The sequence below is a fragment of the Marinomonas algicola genome, from assembly GCF_014805825.1.
Lineage (GTDB): Bacteria > Pseudomonadota > Gammaproteobacteria > Pseudomonadales > Marinomonadaceae > Marinomonas > Marinomonas algicola.
On record NZ_CP061941.1, the window covers coordinates 61334 to 80036 of the forward strand.

Consider the following 18703-nt stretch of genomic DNA (forward strand, 5'->3'; position numbering starts at 1 on the left):
CTTGAACGGAATGCGGCCCACTCCTAAAAAGTAAGCCGCATTAATTGAAAGGTCTTACGCTTCGATGACTAGACCAAATTCTCGGCTGGCATCTTGTAACCAGAGCCAAATATAGTCGGCAAAGCTGCGTCGTATAATCAGCTCAAAGGAGTGTTCTCCTTTACGTCGAATAATCGCCGTGCTTTTGGCAAACGTTGTAGAGACAACCTTTCCGACAGGGAAGACGCGACTGTGTAAATCCACAGAAACCGATTTTTTCAACACATCGATCACGTTTTCGCCAGACAGTTCTAACACCGTTGATCCTCCGCTGCTGTTCACTAAGGAGTAATGGCCAGGCATTTCAGCTCTAAATTTTGTTTCTATATCAAAGGCTTCTAACCCTGGGATAAGGATTAACCATTCATCTGGTGAGAGCCAGCGAATAGAATACGCCCCCTTTTCCACTGACGTTAATGGTGATAAAGGTAAAGCGACACCTAATACGTTTTCAACCGCCGCTTTTTGTTTTTCATCATTTGCATTACAGCGTAAGGTTAAATGACATAACAGTTTATGCTCTCGCAAATGTACGCCCCCTTTTTTCGGTCCCTGCTTTGCTAAAGACGCTAAATCGGCATGATACAGAGGCGACTGTCCTTGTATTTCAGACGAGGGCAACTGATCCATTACCGCCGCTTTTATTGGTGCCTCAGGCTCTTGCAATGTAGTGCTCGTATTATCAGACATTTTGACGCTCCCCTTTTGGATCTAAGAAGATTGGGCTGCAGATTTCGGCTTCAATGACAGAGCCATTAGCAAGCGGGTAAAACACACTTTCTCCCATCTTGCTGAGGCCGCCTTTTACAAACCCCATGGCAATACTATGACCTAAGTTTTCACTCCAATAGCTTGAGGTAACATGGCCGACCATTGGCATAGGAATGGAGGCTTTCGGATCAAACACCCCTTGAGCACCTTCGGGTATTACTTGTTGAGGGTCCTTTGTTTTCAACCCCACGAGTTGTTTACGGTCTTCACGAAGACAATCCTGACGTGCCATACCTCGTTTACCAATAAAGCTAAAGGGTTTTTTAGCCGCCACACACCAACTCATACCTAAATCATGAGGGTGTACTGAGCCGTCAGTATCTTGGCCTGCAATAATGAATCCTTTTTCAGCTCGTAGAACGTGCATGGTCTCCGTACCGTAAGGTGTTAAATTGTATTTTTCACCGGCTGCGAAGAGTTTTTCCCACACGTGCATGCCATAATTCGCTTGTACGTTAATTTCGAATGAAAGTTCGCCAGTAAAGGAAATTCGAAATACTCGAGCAGGAACGCCAGCTACGGTAATTTGCTTCCAGTCCATGTAAGGGAAGTTTTCATTGCTAATATCATCGTTTTCGACCAGTTCGGATAACAGCTTGCGGCTATTTGGCCCTGAGATGGTTAACGTTGACCAATGATCTGTAACGGTATTGAAGTAGACCTCCAATTCAGACCATTCGGTTTGATGATACAACTCAAGCCATTCTAGTACTCTTGCAGCGCCACCCGTTGTGGTGGTCATTAAGAAGTGTTGATCTCCAAGGCAGGCCGTAACACCGTCATCGAAGACCATGCCATCTTCACCGCACATTAAGCCGTAACGGCATTTTCCAACGGCGAGTTTAGCCCATGCATTTGTGTAGACTCGCCCTAAAAATTCACGTGCGTCTTTTCCTTGGATATCAATTTTTCCCAAGGTTGATGCATCCAAAATCCCCACACTGTTGCGCACCGCTAAACATTCTCTGTTTAACGAGTCTTGCATGGATTCAGCTCCGCGAGGGAAATACCACGGACGTTTCCATTGACCAACATCTTCAAATTTTGCACCACGCTCAAGGTGCCATTGGTGCATGGCTGAGTAGCGCTTAGGATCAAATAACTCGCCACAGTGACGACCTGCAATCGCGCCAAAGGTAATGGGCGTGTAGTTAGGTCGGAAAATCGTGGTACCCGTCTCAGGAATGGTTTTCTTTAAGATTTTGGCGGCTACGGCCATACCATTAATATTGCCTAGCTTGCCTTGATCCGTGCCAAAACCCATGGCGGTATAGCGTTTTACGTGTTCAATTGATTCAAAGCCTTCGCGACAGGCCAGTTCGATACCGGCGGCGGTCACATCGTTTTGATAATCAACAAACTGTTTTGGCGCTTGTGAAGTCGGTTTGATGTGAGGGATATGGAACAAAGACATTGGAGCATCTTGCTGAAGTGTGTTTGTGGCCGGTAAAACTAAGTCAACGGCGTCTAAACCCAACTCACGTACGGCTTGTTGTCCAGCCGTACGGCCTTCATTTAACGCACTCGCTAAATCGTATTGGCCATTAATTCCACCTGCTGTGAGCTGCTTTTGCTGTGTTTTACCCGGTAAGAAACCGACAACGTCATCGCTCCAGATGGGTCGGCTCCCCGTGTGGCAAGACAAATGGATAACAGGGCTCCAGCCACCAGATGACGCAACGGTATCGGCGCTTAATTCCTTAGCTGAACCTGTAACCTTATTGCCGTCTTGACTAATTGGAGCGATAGAAACACCACTCACACGTTTACCGCCATGGACTTCAATGACCGCCGAACCAAGAATAATATGAATGCCTTTTTCACGAGCTGCGTGAGCTCTATCGCCATTTGCTGCGGTACGAGTATCAACGATAGCGGCCACTCGGCGACCTGCATCGTGCCAATCTAGAGCGGCTTGGTAACCATAGTCATTTGTTGTCATGAGTACTAACTCATTACCAGGGACGACACCATAACGATTAATATAGGTCGAAACAGCACTGGCAACCATGCAGCCTGGAACGTCGTTGTTGGCAAACACAAGCGGTCTATCGTGGGCACCTGTCGCAAGTATCACCCATTTAGCGCGTACTTTGTGCATGCGCTGACGTACCTGGAGTGCGGGTGCAATATCGGCTAAATGATCCGTGCAACGCTGATGAATCGTAACAAAGTTATGATCGTGATAACCATTAACGGTAGAACGAGGTAATAGCATGACATTTTTCAGCGTGCTGAGTTCTTCAACGACAGACTTTACCCATTGCGAAGCGGGGTGGTTATCCAACGTTTCTTTTGTACTTAATAAGCAACCACCAAACTCATTGTTCTCATCGGCTAGAATCACACGAGATCCGCTTCTAGCGGCTGTTAATGCGGCAGCAAGGCCCGCTGGGCCAGCCCCAACAATTAGTACGTCACAATGCTGATTAATGTTGTCATAAATATCTGGGTCATTTTGCTTAGGAGAGCGCCCAAGTCCTGCGGCTTTGCGAATCACCGTTTCATAGTTTTCCCATAAAGATTGCGGGAACATAAACGTTTTGTAATAGAAACCGGGAGGCATCAAGTTTCCTCCAAGCTTACCAACCATGCCCATGATGTCTGTTTCAACACTTGGCCAACCATTGGTAGAAGCGGATACCAGTCCATTAAAGAGCTCTTGTTGTGTTGCGCGCACATTAGGAACTTGAGTGGCTTCCGTTGCACCAAGCTGCAGCACGGCATTAGGCTCTTCTGCGCCCGCAGCGACAATGCCTCTTGGTCGACTGTATTTAAAACTGCGGCCAACCAGATCGATGCCGTTTGCTAACATGGCCGAAGCCAAAGTGTCCCCTTGGAAGCCTTGGTACTCTTTGCCGTTGTAAGAAAAAGTCAGTGGCTGAGAGCGGTCGATGCGGCCTCCGTTTTGAAGGCGGTTTTTCTGTGTCATGATTCCGCTCCTATGATTCAGCGACTATGGATGGCGTTTCGCCAATTTTATAAACTTCTTTGATTTCATACGTTTGAGTGTCGCGAGTCATATTGAAAAACTTGCGACAACCTGCAGCATGTACCCAGAGCTCATGGTGAATTCCGCGTGGGTTCTTGCGGAAAAATAGATAAGTCCCCCACTCTTCATCGGTATGGGAATCCGGATCAAGGGGGCGTGGAAGATGCGCCTGACCTTTTGCATGAAACTCTTCTTCTTCACGATATTCCGCGCAGTGCGGACAATAGATATGAAACATACTTAATGGCTCCTATTAATGCGCTACACCAGCGGCGCCGTGTTCATCAATCAAAGCCCCATTATGGAAACGGAACATAGAAAAAGGTTCCGCCATTGGGTGCATCTCTCCAGTAGCCAGAGACGCCGCAAAAACGTTACCTGAACCCGGAGTGGCTTTAAAACCACCGGTTCCCCAACCACAGTTAAAAAATAAATTCTTCACTGGCGTCTTACTGATGATCGGACAAGCATCTGGGCAGGTATCGACAATACCACCCCATTGACGGTTCATACGAACACGACTAAAGATTGGGAACAGTTCAACTATGGCTTGTACTGTATGTTCAATTGTTGGGTAAGAACCTCGTTGTCCATAGCCGTTATAACCATCGATTCCAGCGCCTATTACCAGGTCACCTTTATCGGATTGACTGACATAACCATGTACATGATTGGACATAACCACAGTGTCTAAAATCGGTTTGATCGGTTCAGAAACCAATGCCTGTAGGGGGTGAGATTCTAATGGCAGCTCGAACCCCGCCATTTTTGCGATAACACTGGAATTACCAGCGACAACCGAGCCAACCCGATCGGCCATAATGTCACCGTAACGGTTGGTTTTAACACCTGTGATTGTGCCATCTTCAATAATTAAATCGGTGACTTCTGTTTGTTGAATTAAATCCACGCCATAAGAGTCTGCACCCCGAGCAAATCCCCAAGCAACAGCATCATGACGAGCAACGCCCCCACGTGGCTGCCACGATGCGCCCATAATTGGGTAACGTGTATTTTGCGAACAATCCATGTGTGGCACGATTTCCTTGATTTGCTGAGGGTCCAGAACTTCTCCATCAATGCCATTTAAACGATTGGCATTTACTCGACGTTCAATATCACGCATGTCTTGCAATGTGTGCCCTAGGTTCAACACTCCACGCTGAGAAAACATGACGTTGTAATTTAAATCTTGGGAAAGTCCTTCCCATAATTTCATGGCATGTTCGTAAAGGTGAGCGGCTTCGTCCCATAAATAGTTAGAACGTACTATTGTCGTATTACGAGCGGTATTTCCGCCGCCAAGGTAGCCTTTTTCGATCACTGCCACATTGGTGATGCCGTGCTCTTTTGCAAGATAATACGCTGTCGCTAAACCATGACCACCGCCACCAATAATGATGACGTCATATTTTTTCTTTGGCGTAGGATTACGCCAAGTACGCTGCCAATTTTCATGATGTGAAAAACTGTGCTTTAGTAACCCAAAACCTGAATAACGCTGCATATCGTCAGCTCCTATTTTTGACAGCCGCCCACTTATAAGTGAAAGCGGTGAAGATTCTTTTATACCAACTAGCGTTGCTGTTTAGCGATAAGCTCGATCAAGGACGAATAGGGTCTGCTTTGTTGAACATACACCTCTGGCAGCCTACATCGTTTCTAATACAAGTGACGCCCACTTGATTTTGACGTTACGCTTTTATCCGTTGTGTTGGGGAGTAAAAGCGGGCTTTGTACAAACCTCTACGACGGTTTTCAGTAATATAGCGGTTAGACCAAATAGCACTATGCTTCCATACGACTTCCTATTGCGCAGATACGACAAAAAAGAGGGTTTTTAGACACAAGGGGTGTCACAAGGTGTATCAGGGTTATGTTTCTTTATTGAATAAATGATTTTTTTTGAGGCGATCTGCCGTAGCGAGTTTAATCCCGATAATGATGGGTTAACGTATTGAATTTATTTGGCTTTGAAGACATGTCTTGATGTGTTTTTAGTGAGTATTAGTCAGGTTGGCGAATATTGAAAATAGTGCAAAGATAAGAGGTGGGTAACAAAACAACTTAACGAGAGTGAGTATAAAGAATGACGTTATCAATAAACGCCATTCTTTATTTAACGAAAATTAAACGCTATCGCACTTCAGAGTAGTCGAGATTGGTTTTAATCGTCGTGATTTTAGTGGTTAAAAACGACAGTAAAATGCCGTACATTGGAATAAATAACCCAAGACTGATAACCAGTTTGAAGCCATAGTCCGCCCATGCAATCTCCTGCCAATGCTGTGCCATAAAGGGATCAGGACTTTGGTAGAATGCAATGCCAAAGAATGCCAACGTGTCTAGACCATTGCCAATGAGTGTGGATGCGGCTGGGGCAATCCACCATTGTTTTAATAGGCGTAAGCGGTTAAACACTTGTATATCAAGAATTTGACCGAGTAAGTAAGCCATTAAACTGGCGATAGCAATACGGGCTACAAACCAGTCAATCGTCGCAAGCGAAGTGATTCCATTAAACGTGCCTTTAGAAAAAACGACGGATAAAACATAGGAAATAAACATCGCAGGGATCATGACAAAGAAGATGATTTTACGTGCCAGTAATGCGCCAAAAACACGCACGGTTAAATCCGTTGCTAAGAAAATAAAAGGAAACGTAAAGGCGCCCCAAGTAGTATGTAACCCCAGAATAGTGAATGGAATTTGTACGAGATAATTACTGGATGCAATTATCAATAAATGGAACGCAGCAAGATAGAACAGCGCTTTATTTCGCTGTTCAGCCGTAAAGTGACTCATATTTTGACCTTTTTCGTTTGGATTGGGGTGAGGGAACCCAAGTGAAAGTACTTGCTGTGCGCAAAGGACTTCCTATCTGTTTACATTTGACCGTATATGGCCAAACTCGGCGCATTATTATACAGCAACCACTGTGGGAGGCAATTGTTTAATTAAGATGTAAAACACAGCGTGTTAAACGTATTTTCAATAAAACCCTATTTTCCGCATTCAAATTTGTAAAAAGAGACATTAAGCGATAGCTTTACCTTAATGGATAGAGAAATTATAGAAAACGTTAATATAATTACTTGGTGCGTGCCGTGATTTCATTCTTTAGTTGGGGCAATGAATGTTTCTAGATACAAATGTTAAAGCAATTATACTACTCGTCTTGCTATCGCTGATTGCTCTAGCTGCACACCGCTTAGGCTTTTTGGATACCCATTTACCTTTAATGAGTGGGACTCATGTCAATCTAATTTCAGAAATTAAAGAAGGCAATATAACGTCAGAATTTAAACAAGAAACGGACCTAAGTGCGTCAGTACAATGCCATTTAACTCATTCAGCAGGGTTTAATTTGTGCGGTATTTCTATCGCTTTAGGCGCGGAGGGCCCTAAAAGTGGTTTAAATCTAGCGAAGTATGATCGTCTTGAAATTGATTTAGGTTTTCGGTCGCCGATGCCGCATCAAAAAGTAAAAGTTTCTTTTAGAAATTTTCATAAGGCCTACTCCCGCCCTGAAGATCTAGTTTCTTTAAAATTTAATACTATTACCTATGACCCTTCAGTGTACGAGCCTCCGTTGATTGTGCCATTACACTCCTTCTATGTAGAGAACTGGTGGCTGGCTCAATACAATGTTGGCTTTAACCATAGCCAAACGGATTTTTCGAATGTGTCATTTATTGAGTTTCTGACAACGGATATGTCTGTTCCTGGCGTTTATGAACTGGAAGTTCGAAGTGCTTTATTAAGAGGACAGTGGTTAACAGAAACAGAGCTCCTTCGATATATTTTCTTAGTTTGGTTGGCCATTGTTATCCTCGTGGTAACAAGGCAACGAAATCAGCTTAAACGACTGGCGGTAATGGATTTGGTAACAGAATCTTATAACCGACGTGGCGTCAATCAATGGGTAACACGAGCCTTGTCTAAGAGTACTGTGTGTTTATTCTATATAGATATCGCAGGGTTTAAAAAAATAAATGATGCTTATGGTCACTTAATTGGTGATGAGTTGTTAAGACAGTTCTCGAACCGAATCAGAAAAGACCTGTATGCGTTTCATGAGAGAAGCGCGGTTATATCCCGCTTATCGGGAGATGAATTTCTTTTGGTGTTCAAGGACCTTGACCCCGATCAAACTCAAACGCTTATAAAAGATCTGTTCTCATTACTTCAAGAGCCTTTTGATTTAAGTGGTAACCAAGTCATCATTAACATTCATCTCGGAGTGGCTCATTCATCAGAAACCGTGAATACCTTTAATGATATAGTGGTGCAAGCTGATTCGGCTATGTACTTCGCTCGAAAAAGTGATTCGATACGTTATAAAGTGTTTGATGAAAGTGTTTCACATGATATTTACTTTCGTAAGCAGATCGCTGAACAAATTAAGGATGCTATTTCTGAAGATTTATTTATTCTGCATTTTATGCCGATTTATAATAGCCAGACACTCAAGATAGACGCCGTTGAAGTATTGTTAAGGTGTCAGTCAGGCCGTTTATCTGGTGTGGGCCCTGACATTTTTATTCCCATTGCTGAAGAATATAATCTTATAAAAGCGATAGACCTCTGGGTAATAGAAGAGACCTTTAAAAAAATACATCAAGAACGCAGCTTATTAATGGATCTAACGGTTGTCTTTTGTATCAATATTTCTTCTGCTGAACTGCATAACACGTCATTTAGTCTCCATCTCGGTAGTTTGTTAGATAAATACCATATTAAGCCCCAATGGATTAAGTTAGAAATAACGGAAACGAGCTTTATCGAAACGGGTGCAAGCAGCATTAAAATTCTAAACGAAATTCGTTCTTTAGGCATTCAGTTGGCGTTAGACGATTTTGGTACAGGCTATACGGCATTTAACCAACTCATTCATTACCCAATTGATTGTTTAAAAATAGATAAGTCGTTTATTGATAATGTAGGTTCTAAAAATGAGACCACAGAATCCATGATTGAAGCCATTCTATTGATTGCGAAGTCCTATAAACTTGAGACGATTGCAGAGGGAATCGAAAATGCAGATCAATACCGTTATATGGCCGCAAACGGTTGTGATTTGATGCAGGGTTATTTTTTAGCAAAACCAATGGATTGGCAGAGCTTTAAGTCATTACTCAGTTACCCGAGAACAGAAGCCTTGCGAGCCAAAATAGAAGGTTCTTCTGGTCAAACTGAAAACTGATTGCTCGTTTCTTAGCTTCAGGTACGCACTGCGACTGATATCATGTAAGGCCACGTAATTGACGCGTTGTAAATGACCATGCTATCAATGTTAGTACTATCAAAATGGCGTTGAAAATAGATGATTTTATAACGGTGCTTGCTTCTTGTGAAATAGAATAATTGGTGTGTATGTGAAGGGCGAATCGAGACGAAAAAAAGTGTTGCATTGGCTCCTAGGCAGTAAAAGCCTACCGTTTCAGTATACCCATCATTTTGTCTTATTGGTGTGCGCCGTTATTTTTATTATCTCCGTCTCTTTTAATTATATGTTAGGCATTTCTAACGCTCTTAATATGTATTTACAGGCTTTTTTAGTTCCTGCTGTTATTTGGATTTGGTATCAGTCCAGATGGAAATATCACTTTTATAAAATGGCCATTGTCTTTGCTTATTTTTTGAGTCTAGTTACCTTACCCACAAACTGGTTGGGTAATGGAGGATCAAGTGGCCCAACGTTCTTAATGGGTATGACATCACTGGTTTATCTATCCGTATTATTAAGAGATAAAGCGCTATATCGAAGACTTGGGCAAACGTTTGTTTTACTGATACCGATTCCTTTAGTGTATGTTGAACTCCATTATCCAGACCTGATTTTTGCTTATCCCAGCGATACTCTACGACAAACGGATTTAATTTTTTCTTTTATTCTTGCTGGCTTTATTGTCATGGTTATTATGGAAAATTATTTTAAACGATTTCAGTTAGAGCGTGAAAGAGCCGAATATTTAACCGAGCAATTACGGTTTCTATCAGAACAAGATCCATTAACCAGTTTGTATAATCGCAGGGGTTTTCAGCGTTATTTCGAAGAAAAAATCACTCAACAGACACCTCTTTCGATGGTGGTATTGGACCTAGATGACTTCAAGCAAATTAATGATCAATGGGGCCATAGTTATGGCGATGAAGTGTTGTGTGCGTTTTCAAATGTTCTAAAAGATCGAGCGATAAAAGATAAGGGGATAGCGGTTCGTTTTGGGGGGGAAGAGTTTGTGTTATTACTTCCTCTTTCAGAGAAAGAAGCTTTTATAAGTACTCGAAAAGTGTTTTCAGCGTTTTCAAGAAAAGAGCTTACTCATGGTGCGATTACCTTTAGTGCTGGCGTTGCTCAAGCGAAGCTCGATGAAACACAAGACAGCCTGCTCAACCGAGCAGACCGACAATTGTATAAAGCAAAGCAGTCTGGTAAAGCGTGCATAAAAATGTAAAGCCAGTATTACACTTTTTGCATTTGACTCAGTTGGGCCGTGAGCTCAATAGCCCTTAAACGAGCGTCAATATTATGTATTGGAAAAGAGAAAATGATTTCATCGATTTGTGTGGCTTTGATAAAATCCATTAACTTTCTTGAAACCGTTTTTTTATCACCGACCATAGAGTAGCGTAATGTACTATTAATTATGTCTATTTCAGAAGATGAGAGAGTCTCTGAAAGGGTATAAACAGGGCTGGGGAAAGGCTGGTTGGTTCCACGGCGCAGGTGAGCGAACTTAATTTTCGCTGAGGTAAAGTGGAACTCAGCGTCTGCTTGAACATCTGCGACCGACGCCATTACACCAGCAGAAACAAAGGGTTTGTCTAACTGTTCAGATGGCCGAAAATTCGAGCGATAAATGTTGATCGCATCCAGTAGCATCTCTGGTGCAAAATGAGAGGCAAAAGAAAAGGGTAACCCCATATAAGCCGCCAATTGCGCAGAGTATAGACTGGATCCTAATAGCCAAAGGGGGACATAGGTTCCCTCTCCTGGCACGGCAATAATCTGTTTTGTAAGCTTATCCGCACTCAAGTAGCTTTGTAATTCGGCCACATCCTCAGGGTAGCTGTCTACGTCGCTGGTTATATTGCGACGTAGCGCTCTTGCCGTCATCATATCGGTTCCTGGCGCTCGTCCTAGCCCTAAATCCACACGATTTGGGTACATAGAAGCCAGAGTGCCAAATTGTTCAGCAATAACTAATGGTGAGTGGTTCGGTAGCATGATGCCGCCGGCCCCAATACGGATTCGATGAGTGGCGGCTCCAATTGCGGCTAACATGACCGATGTCGCGGAACTTGCTACACCTCGTGAGCCATGATGTTCCGCTAGCCAAAAACGTTGGTAGCCATTGTCTTCGCCGCATTTGGCGACCTTTTTACTGTTTTCTATGGCTTCGCTAATAGATTGATCATCACCTACAGGTGCTAGATCAAGGATGGAAAAGGGTATCGGCATAACATGCTCCAAGGGTAAATCACGTCTCTTGTTTCATTCATATTCAATAATAAAGGTACTAACGTGGCTAATACTCTATAATAAAAGCACTAATATAGCGTAATCTGGTTTCTATCACGTCAGTTATTGTTTAATTCAAGTAAGGTATCTATGTAAGAGGACAGTGTGATGAAAGTGCTTTTTTGGGTAATCGTTTACTGGTGTTCTGCCATTACCCATGCCTCCACAACAGACATTAACTTGAATCAGAGTGTTCAGACTTTAAATGATAACGGACTATGGTATTCGATAAGTAATGAATTAACGGATTTATCGATAGAAGAAATAGAGCTGGCTTTTTTTAAAGAAACAACTGATTTTGAACGTGTGAATGGCAGTATTGTCGGCTCTTCTGGTTCTTTTCTTTCGAGGATCCACCTTACATCAGAGTCTCAGCAAACGGTGTTTGTCGTCCCTAAAGCGAACTTTATTGATCGAGGTGTTGTCTATTGGCAACCAGACCAAGGTGTGGCTAGGCAAGTGGCGCAGTTCTCCTTGCTTGATGGTGAACAGATGCCACGTTTATTACATGATCAATCATTTACAATGAATCTTGATCAGCATGACTCTGGATCTCTTTGGATTATTATTCAAGCACAGCACTTTCCGACACCAGTACCATTAACCTTTTATACTCAAGCTACGTTTTATCAATATCTATTCATTATCAACACGTTAACCGTGTCTTCTGTTGTCATCATGTTGATGTTAGCGGTGTTGGCGTTGGCTATATTTTTTCGCACTAAACAAAAATTAACTCTGTTATGTGCTGGCTATATTGGTCTCCATGGTCTTGGATGGGCGTCATCATCTGGTCTAATTAATTATTTTTTTGCGTCTTTAAGTGTTAATTTAACTTATGCTGGCATGTATCTTTTTCCATTTGCCGTTGCTTGCGCTAGCCTATTTACCCAAGCGTTGTTTAATTGCTCTAAATCCCATCCGGTATTATCAAAATATTTAATTCGATTTGCTCAAACCTCTGCTTTAATGGGGGTCGTTATGCTCTTCCTACCTTTTCAACGCACCTTTTACCTTGCCCATTTAATTGCGGCCTTCTGGGTTCCGTTCAGCATTTGGATTGGCGTTAAAATGTTATCGAATGAGGACTATAGGGCGAAGTATTATCTGGCGGGTAACCTGTGTTATGGACTTGCTATAGTCTATTACTCGGCCTCTCATTTACATCTTATACACTATATGATTTACCCTGAGCTGGCCGTTGTTGTCGCATTAGCGATTGACTGCCTTTGTATATTATTGTCCTTGTCTGAATGGTTGAAGGTGAAACAAAACGACTTTATAACGATGTTATTGGAATCCAGAATTGACCCTTTAACAAAAGTAGGAAATAGGCTTCGAATGAATGAAGCTTTAGAGGCGTTAAGTAAGCCTTGTGCAGTGACTGTGATCGATTTAGATGGAATGAAGCAGATAAATGATTCGTTTGGCCATAATGAGGGCGATCGCTTTCTGCAAAACGTAGCGGCTCTAATGACAAAGGAAGTGGGTCATTTTGCAGAAGTATTTCGGACCGGGGGGGATGAATTTGTATTGCTTGTCGTTGTCGATAATAAAGAAGAGCTACCTATGATTGATCAGCGTTTACACCATGCGATTCTAGATCTTGAATCAATCTTGAGGGAAAGCTGGCCTACGGCAGGTATTAGTTTTGGTGTGTCATCTACCTATGGCGGCCTGAATTCAAGTGATTGTTTAATCGATGCGGATTTAAAAATGTATCAATACAAAGAGGCTAGAAAGAACCCGCAGAAAAGCGTAGGGGCCTAAAAAAAACCATCGAGTTAGGCCCAATATAATTTAGCTAGCGGTGATACTATTCGTTATCAGTCCGCCATTGACGTTGATTTCTACATCTTCTTTTAGCCCTAAGCTGCATTCAACTATTCCAGCTCTCCTGATGTATTGAATCTCGTTTTCAGCTGATTAAAAAGCCGTTGGGTATAGCTTGCCATGAATAGCTGGCCCGGTGGGAACGCCTGTCGGAGATCCTCCTTCCGGTTCAATACTAATACCAAAAGTAGCATGTCGTATGATCGCCGGGTCATAATCAATTTGTTTTTGAGTAGGTGAAGCAACGGAACTCAGTAGGCCTAATGAACGCGGCGCAGGGCCAATTTCATCTGCCTTAATCCATAACTGGTAGGTTTTACCCAATTGACCTTGAGCGGTTACCGAGCGAACGCTTAGCTGACGCGTTTCAATGTCTAAGGACATAATAAAGGCTGGTTGCTTATCGTCTTCTTGGAAAACGGCCACAAAAGGTAAGCTCTCTTGAGAGACTGGACTCAAGGTGACTGGCTTAATAATAAGAAAGACCGCTAAGCAGGCGGCGATAGCAGAAGCACCGAATGCGGCCATACGCCAACGGTTCAGCTTCGCTCGCATTATCTCTATATCGATAATATGAGATGACACACTCTGAGTATGTGGCATTAGGTCATAGGCACATTCTTCTTCCAGGCGACGATCAAGCTGTGCCAGAATATCCTCAAATAAGGACTCTTTTGGTGTGACTTCTTTGACATAATCGTTTAATCCAGAAAAATGCGTCTGCCAGAGAACAATGGCCTCTTCTAACCCAGGGTCCGTTTTACGGCGTTTTTCGACCTGCTCACGTTCGGTTTTTTCTAACGTACCAAGGACATACTCAGCCGCAAGCATCTGGATGGATTCGTTTGTGTTCATATTCATAAATTCATACAACCTTGCAGCTGCTTAATGCTGCGATGTAGCCAGGTTTTAATGGTTCCTAACGGTTGATTGAAACGTTCAGCAAGTTCTTGGCGTGATGAGCCGTCTAGATACGCTGCTTTAATCATCTCCGCCCTAGGAGAGTCAAGACCTGATAAACAGGACTCCAATTTAAGTAACTCTTGATTCTGAGTGAGCGAATCGTCTGGCTTCATTGAATCGTCTACTATTAAATCAAAGTCCACATCGGCCTCACTATCGGGTAGCTGGTTTTTACGTACCTCGTCAATGGAACGGTTACGGGCAATCGTTGCCATCCAGGTAATGGGCGATGACACTTGATCCTTATAGGACGAAGCGTTTTCCCATATTTTAAGATACACTTCCTGCAAGATCTCTTCAGATAATGCCTGACGTTTTAAGATACGATAGATAATACCAAAAAGTTTCCGATGCGTTGCTTGATATAACTCCGCGAAAGCTTGGCGGTCGCCTTGAGCGACCTGATTGAGTAAATTTGCCAGTGATTCTCTAGACGGCTGTATTGAGAGCAACGATGGGTTCATAGAGGATAAATGTGTAACGTTGTAATTCGTTAATGTTTCTCAATAGAAAAGGTTTCACTGAGCCGTTGAGACATACCTTGTTTTAGTGTTTACAAAAACATTTCTTAAGTGAGCTTAGCGTTGTTTGTATTGAGTCGGGCAATAGCCTCTAGTGACTTTAGCGGATCTTAGCATTAAATGCTTGGTTTTTCGGCCACTTGCCCGTTTTCTCCATAATCTGAAACTGCTGGATTTTAAATGATTTCTCATCAATCTAATAACGGCTTGCTCATTTAAGCCAAATTGGTTCTCAATTGCCTCAAACGGTGTTCTATCTTCCCAAGCCATTTCCACGATTCTTGATTGCTCGTCTGCGTTCAACAACATATTTCTCCAAATAGACGTTTCTATATTGAATGCAGTACGTGATCTAAGAGCGTTTCAGTTCAACTGAAAAGGGAATTAAAAGCATAATCAGTGGATATTAATTAATTTCTTGCATAACATAAATACAAACGATAATCGTTATCATTTTTTGGTTGTATTTTTTATGTCTATTAAAGTTGAAACACCTTGTATCAAACAACATTACGCTCTCCATAAAAAACGCACTAATAAGCGAATGATCATACTCGCCGCTCTGGTCGCTCTCTGGCTGGTTCCAAGTTTCAGTGGCATGGTGGTGGCCGTATTAGCGGATGCGTTTTTGCAAGTTTCTGCTTTTGTTGCTCTAACACTGGCGCTTTATTATGGAATTAGCCATCATTTAAACGCCTCATCTTTGCAACTCTGGATGCAGAAAAAACCCTATCGTGAGGTGATTTTTGCTGGCCTTATGGGAATCTTGCCTGGGTGTGGTGGAGCGATTGTTGTTATCACTCAGTATACTCAGGGACGGATTGGATTTGGTGCTGTAGTCGCTGTATTGACGAGTACAATGGGCGATGCCGCCTTTCTACTGATCAGTCAAAAGCCAGAAGAGGCCATTATTGTACTGTTGATTAGTCTCAGCATTGGTATCCTATCTGGACTGATTACGGATTGCTTTTTACCCTCGCCACAACTTGAGTCACGTTCGTCTATTGATAAGCAATACAGTGCTTTGATCACTTCACCTAGTCATTTTGATGTATGGATAAGTCGTTTAAGTATGGCGTTCTGGTGCTTATTGATCATTCCGGCCAGTGTTGTCGCGCTGCTGCTCTCGATGCAACGTGATGTAAATCATTTATTGGGTTTACCCAGCCAAACGATAGAATATTTGGGGGCCATAGCTGGGTTTATGTGCTTGTTCTTGTGGACCTGTTCGGCCAAAAGCGATCGTTACTCTGAATTAACAAAAGAAAATGACAATGTGTTGCCTAAACATTGGATTCGAAAAGTGGCACAAGACACACAATTTGTAACCAGTTGGGTTGTGGTGGCTTTTATTGTGTTTGAACTGCTGTTGCGGCTTGCTGGTGAGGACTGGTTACCGTCCTTAAGCTTGTGGGGAAGCGCCACCATCTTTTTTGCGGCCATAGTTGGATTGCTGCCAGGTTGCGGACCACAAATTATGGTGACAGGGCTGTATTTACAAGGAGCGATTCCTTTATCTGCTCAGATTGCGAATGCCATTAGTAATGATGGCGATGCCTTATTTCCTGCGATTGCTTTAGCGCCAAAAGCGGCTTTGCTGGCCACGGTCTATTCCACCGTACCAGCTTTAATCGCCGGCTATGGATATTATTGGATTGTAGAAGTATAAAGGTGTCCTTCGTGATTATGTGGACGACTTGGCGAAATGTCTCAATGCGACCCCCGTCATCCGATAGCCTACCCACTCATCTTGTGATTGAGCACCGATTGCCTCATAAAACTCTCTGGCTGGCGTATTCCAATCCAAACAACTCCATTCAAAGCGTGCGCAATCCTTGTCGACAGCTATTTTTGCTAACGCTTTTAATAATTTAAGACCGGCTTTTTGCCCTCGATATTCTGGTGAAACGTATAAATCTTCTAGGTAAAGACCTGACTTCGCAAGCCAAGTTGAATAATTGAAAAAGTAGATGGCAGAGCCAATTGGCACGCCATCAAGCTCACAAATTAACGCATAGGTATGGCTTTTTTCATCAAATATACTGGCTCGAATGGAGTCTTCTGTCGCGAGCACCTCATGTTCTGCTTTTTCATAAATGGCTAATTCAGTGATAAAGTTTAGAATAATCGAGGTATCGTCTATGGTGGCGGCACGTATGATTAAATTGCTCATATTTTTACCTTTTTAAAGTGGATGTGATCAATAGACAGAGTGTAGTACTCCCTTTATTATGATGCCAATGCATAATTATCAGAGATAACTGCTTAATATTCATATTGAGACGAGAGGTGTGTATGGACTTGCATCAGATAGACTTAAATTTATTGATTATATTCGATGCTTTATATCGCCAACGGTCTGTCTCTTTGGCGGCTGAGGACGTGTGCCTTAGTCAATCTGCTTTTAGTCATGGGTTAGCGCGTTTGAGAAGGCGTTTAAACGATGAACTATTTATCCGTATCAATAATACAATGCAGCCAACAGATCGAGCTCATAAAATGGCACAGAGCCTGTCTTTAGCCTTACCATTTTTGCGTTCAGCCATTAACAATATAGACACTTTTGATGCATTAACAGACCATTCCGAGTTCAAAATTTCGGCAACAGATTATACTGAGTTTAGTCTGTTACCCCATTTGGTTGGCCAGGTTAGCCGACAAGCACCAAATATAAAACTCACGGTGATTGCCGCTAAAGCACCCCATCCACTAATGCATTTGACAAACGATGAAGTCGATTTCGCTTTTGGGTTTAGTCATCACAATGAATCGTCTAGCACGATATCGTCTCAAACGTGCTTAACGGACCGTTATTGTACCGTTGCCCGTAAAGGACACTCAACATTGAAGGGAGAATTAACTCTTGAAATCTACTTGTCGCTTTCCCACGTGAGAATCTCACCTTGGGGAGAAAAACAGGGGATTGTGGATGAAGTGCTTGCCAAACAAAAGCTTAAGCGCAATGTTATGTTACAACTGCCCAGTGTTTTAGCCGCACCACATACTTTATTGCATTCAGATCTACTTCTTACCATGCCAAGGTTGGCCGCAGAACAGCTCTCTACTTTGATAGATATTCAACTGTTTGACCCTCCAATAGCCATTCCGGATTATCATTTAAATGTTTACTGGCACAGGTTAAACTCAGACAAAGCCAGTTTTCAATGGATGCAAAAACAGTTTTGTTCTTTCAATCAAAAAAGAGCCAACACTAAATGAAAAATGTTTATGCGCCGCCTTTATTTAACGGATTATCTCGTTTAGCAACAGAAACCATCTAGAAATCTGTATCCATAAATAGTAATAAGGTAGATACAGATAAGAGATCGACACGATCATCTTATGAATGTGAGATGTCAGAATCGGTGTAATACACTGTAATAGAGAAAGTATAAAAATCCGACTAATAATAAATCTTTAATGTTCAACAAGTTGTTAGTATTAAAGGATTTTTATGACAAACCACGACCATCTATTAGAGAACTGTTGTCTCCGCCACGTACATACAGACACGGACACTTTGACCTGCTCTTGCTGTAGTCCAATCTGGAAATATTTTCTTTTGCCAAAGTCCCTAAATAGTCAATTTCAATTCGACCGGGAGTCATCATGTAAGGAACCTGAGCCAGCGACGAAAATATTTCGTGTAAAAAAAGGCTTAAATGGGTTAGGTCATATCCATACGTTAGCAGGCGGTCAAGACATTTCTGTGGAAGCCATCGGCATTCAAAACGGTCGTATTGTAGCAACAGGAACCTACAAAGATGTGAAAGCGGCCATGCCTAATTGTACTCTGGAGCGGATTTTGGAATCTGGTCATACTCTTGTACCAGGTATGTTTGAACCGCACTTACACATTATCACCTCGGCTGTTTTTAATACGATGGAAGACGTAGGACCTTTTGAAGGGCAGAATTTGAGAGAGGATTACACCCGTGATTTTGTCGTTACGCGTCTGAAAGACTGTGTTGAAAAGGATTCGGCTGATGAAAAAGAGGCCATGAAATGGATTTTAGGGCGAAATGTTGACCCCTCTTTGTTAGCGGGGAGATAAAGCCT

Annotated in this window: 16 protein-coding genes; 6 read left to right on the forward strand and 10 right to left on the reverse strand. The window is 42.6% G+C overall.

Annotated elements, in window-relative coordinates:
- Positions 1 to 54: 54 nt before the first annotated feature.
- The 5 genes from IEZ33_RS00280 to IEZ33_RS00300 all read right to left on the reverse strand — a co-directional run bounded on the left by IEZ33_RS00280 (position 55) and on the right by IEZ33_RS00300 (position 6607).
- Positions 55 to 729, reverse strand: a complete 675-nt coding sequence (locus IEZ33_RS00280; RefSeq protein WP_191601766.1) for a sarcosine oxidase subunit gamma — start codon at positions 727 to 729, stop codon at positions 55 to 57.
- Complete coding sequence (locus IEZ33_RS00285) at positions 722 to 3742, reverse strand: sarcosine oxidase subunit alpha (RefSeq protein WP_191601767.1); 3021 nt, start codon at positions 3740 to 3742, stop codon at positions 722 to 724. Before IEZ33_RS00285 ends, IEZ33_RS00280 begins: the two co-directional genes overlap by 8 nt.
- A gap of 10 nt (positions 3743 to 3752) precedes the next feature.
- Entirely contained in the window at positions 3753 to 4040 is a 288-nt protein-coding gene (locus tag IEZ33_RS00290) for a sarcosine oxidase subunit delta (RefSeq protein ID WP_191601768.1), read from the reverse strand.
- A 15-nt stretch (positions 4041 to 4055) separates the two neighbouring features.
- Positions 4056 to 5309, reverse strand: a complete 1254-nt coding sequence (locus IEZ33_RS00295; RefSeq protein ID WP_191601769.1) for a sarcosine oxidase subunit beta family protein — start codon at positions 5307 to 5309, stop codon at positions 4056 to 4058.
- A 629-nt stretch (positions 5310 to 5938) separates the two neighbouring features.
- Positions 5939 to 6607 (reverse strand): 7-cyano-7-deazaguanine/7-aminomethyl-7-deazaguanine transporter, encoded by a 669-nt coding sequence (locus IEZ33_RS00300; protein ID WP_191601770.1) that lies wholly within the window; start codon positions 6605 to 6607, stop codon positions 5939 to 5941.
- Between the two features lie 331 nt (positions 6608 to 6938).
- Between IEZ33_RS00300 and IEZ33_RS00305 the strand changes: the two genes are divergently transcribed.
- Together IEZ33_RS00305 and IEZ33_RS00310 are read left to right on the forward strand one after the other, a co-directional pair.
- Positions 6939 to 9008 carry a putative bifunctional diguanylate cyclase/phosphodiesterase gene (locus IEZ33_RS00305; RefSeq protein WP_191601771.1) on the forward strand — a complete coding sequence of 690 codons (2070 nt, stop codon included), beginning with the start codon at positions 6939 to 6941 and terminating at the stop codon, positions 9006 to 9008.
- 172 nt (positions 9009 to 9180) lie between these two features.
- Positions 9181 to 10260 (forward strand): GGDEF domain-containing protein, encoded by a 1080-nt coding sequence (locus IEZ33_RS00310; protein WP_191601772.1) that lies wholly within the window; start codon positions 9181 to 9183, stop codon positions 10258 to 10260.
- A gap of 8 nt (positions 10261 to 10268) precedes the next feature.
- Here the strand turns inward: IEZ33_RS00310 and IEZ33_RS00315 are convergent, their stop codons facing one another.
- Positions 10269 to 11267, reverse strand: coding sequence for an LLM class flavin-dependent oxidoreductase (locus tag IEZ33_RS00315; RefSeq protein ID WP_191601773.1), 999 nt, complete (start codon positions 11265 to 11267; stop codon positions 10269 to 10271).
- 168 nt (positions 11268 to 11435) lie between these two features.
- Here IEZ33_RS00315 and IEZ33_RS00320 point away from each other — a divergent pair, with 168 nt between their 5' ends.
- Positions 11436 to 13097 (forward strand): diguanylate cyclase, encoded by a 1662-nt coding sequence (locus IEZ33_RS00320; RefSeq protein WP_191601774.1) that lies wholly within the window; start codon positions 11436 to 11438, stop codon positions 13095 to 13097.
- Between the two features lie 156 nt (positions 13098 to 13253).
- Here the strand turns inward: IEZ33_RS00320 and IEZ33_RS00325 are convergent, their stop codons facing one another.
- The 3 genes from IEZ33_RS00325 to IEZ33_RS00335 all read right to left on the reverse strand — a co-directional run bounded on the left by IEZ33_RS00325 (position 13254) and on the right by IEZ33_RS00335 (position 14953).
- Positions 13254 to 14021: an anti-sigma factor gene (locus tag IEZ33_RS00325; protein WP_206696883.1), complete on the reverse strand. Its 768-nt coding sequence runs from the start codon at positions 14019 to 14021 to the stop codon at positions 13254 to 13256.
- Positions 14018 to 14587 carry a sigma-70 family RNA polymerase sigma factor gene (locus IEZ33_RS00330; protein ID WP_191601775.1) on the reverse strand — a complete coding sequence of 190 codons (570 nt, stop codon included), beginning with the start codon at positions 14585 to 14587 and terminating at the stop codon, positions 14018 to 14020. The genes IEZ33_RS00325 and IEZ33_RS00330 overlap by 4 nt, the downstream gene beginning before the upstream one ends.
- 114 nt (positions 14588 to 14701) lie before the next feature.
- Entirely contained in the window at positions 14702 to 14953 is a 252-nt protein-coding gene (locus tag IEZ33_RS00335; RefSeq protein ID WP_191601776.1) for a TIGR03643 family protein, read from the reverse strand.
- Between the two features lie 163 nt (positions 14954 to 15116).
- On the opposite strand from IEZ33_RS00335, the gene IEZ33_RS00340 reads away from it, so the two are divergent.
- On the forward strand, positions 15117 to 16313 hold the full coding sequence (locus IEZ33_RS00340; RefSeq protein WP_191601777.1) for a putative manganese transporter: 1197 nt from the start codon (positions 15117 to 15119) through the stop codon (positions 16311 to 16313).
- A gap of 15 nt (positions 16314 to 16328) precedes the next feature.
- On the opposite strand, the gene IEZ33_RS00345 is transcribed toward IEZ33_RS00340, so the two are convergent.
- The gene (locus IEZ33_RS00345) at positions 16329 to 16817 is read right to left on the reverse strand and encodes a GNAT family N-acetyltransferase (RefSeq protein ID WP_191601778.1); all 489 of its coding nucleotides are present in this window, start codon (positions 16815 to 16817) and stop codon (positions 16329 to 16331) included.
- 122 nt (positions 16818 to 16939) lie between these two features.
- On the opposite strand from IEZ33_RS00345, the gene IEZ33_RS00350 reads away from it, so the two are divergent.
- Both IEZ33_RS00350 and IEZ33_RS20555 read left to right on the forward strand, forming a co-directional pair.
- Positions 16940 to 17863 (forward strand): LysR family transcriptional regulator, encoded by a 924-nt coding sequence (locus tag IEZ33_RS00350; RefSeq protein ID WP_191601779.1) that lies wholly within the window; start codon positions 16940 to 16942, stop codon positions 17861 to 17863.
- Between the two features lie 343 nt (positions 17864 to 18206).
- Entirely contained in the window at positions 18207 to 18698 is a 492-nt protein-coding gene (locus IEZ33_RS20555; protein ID WP_206696884.1) for an amidohydrolase family protein, read from the forward strand.
- Positions 18699 to 18703 lie beyond the last annotated feature (5 nt).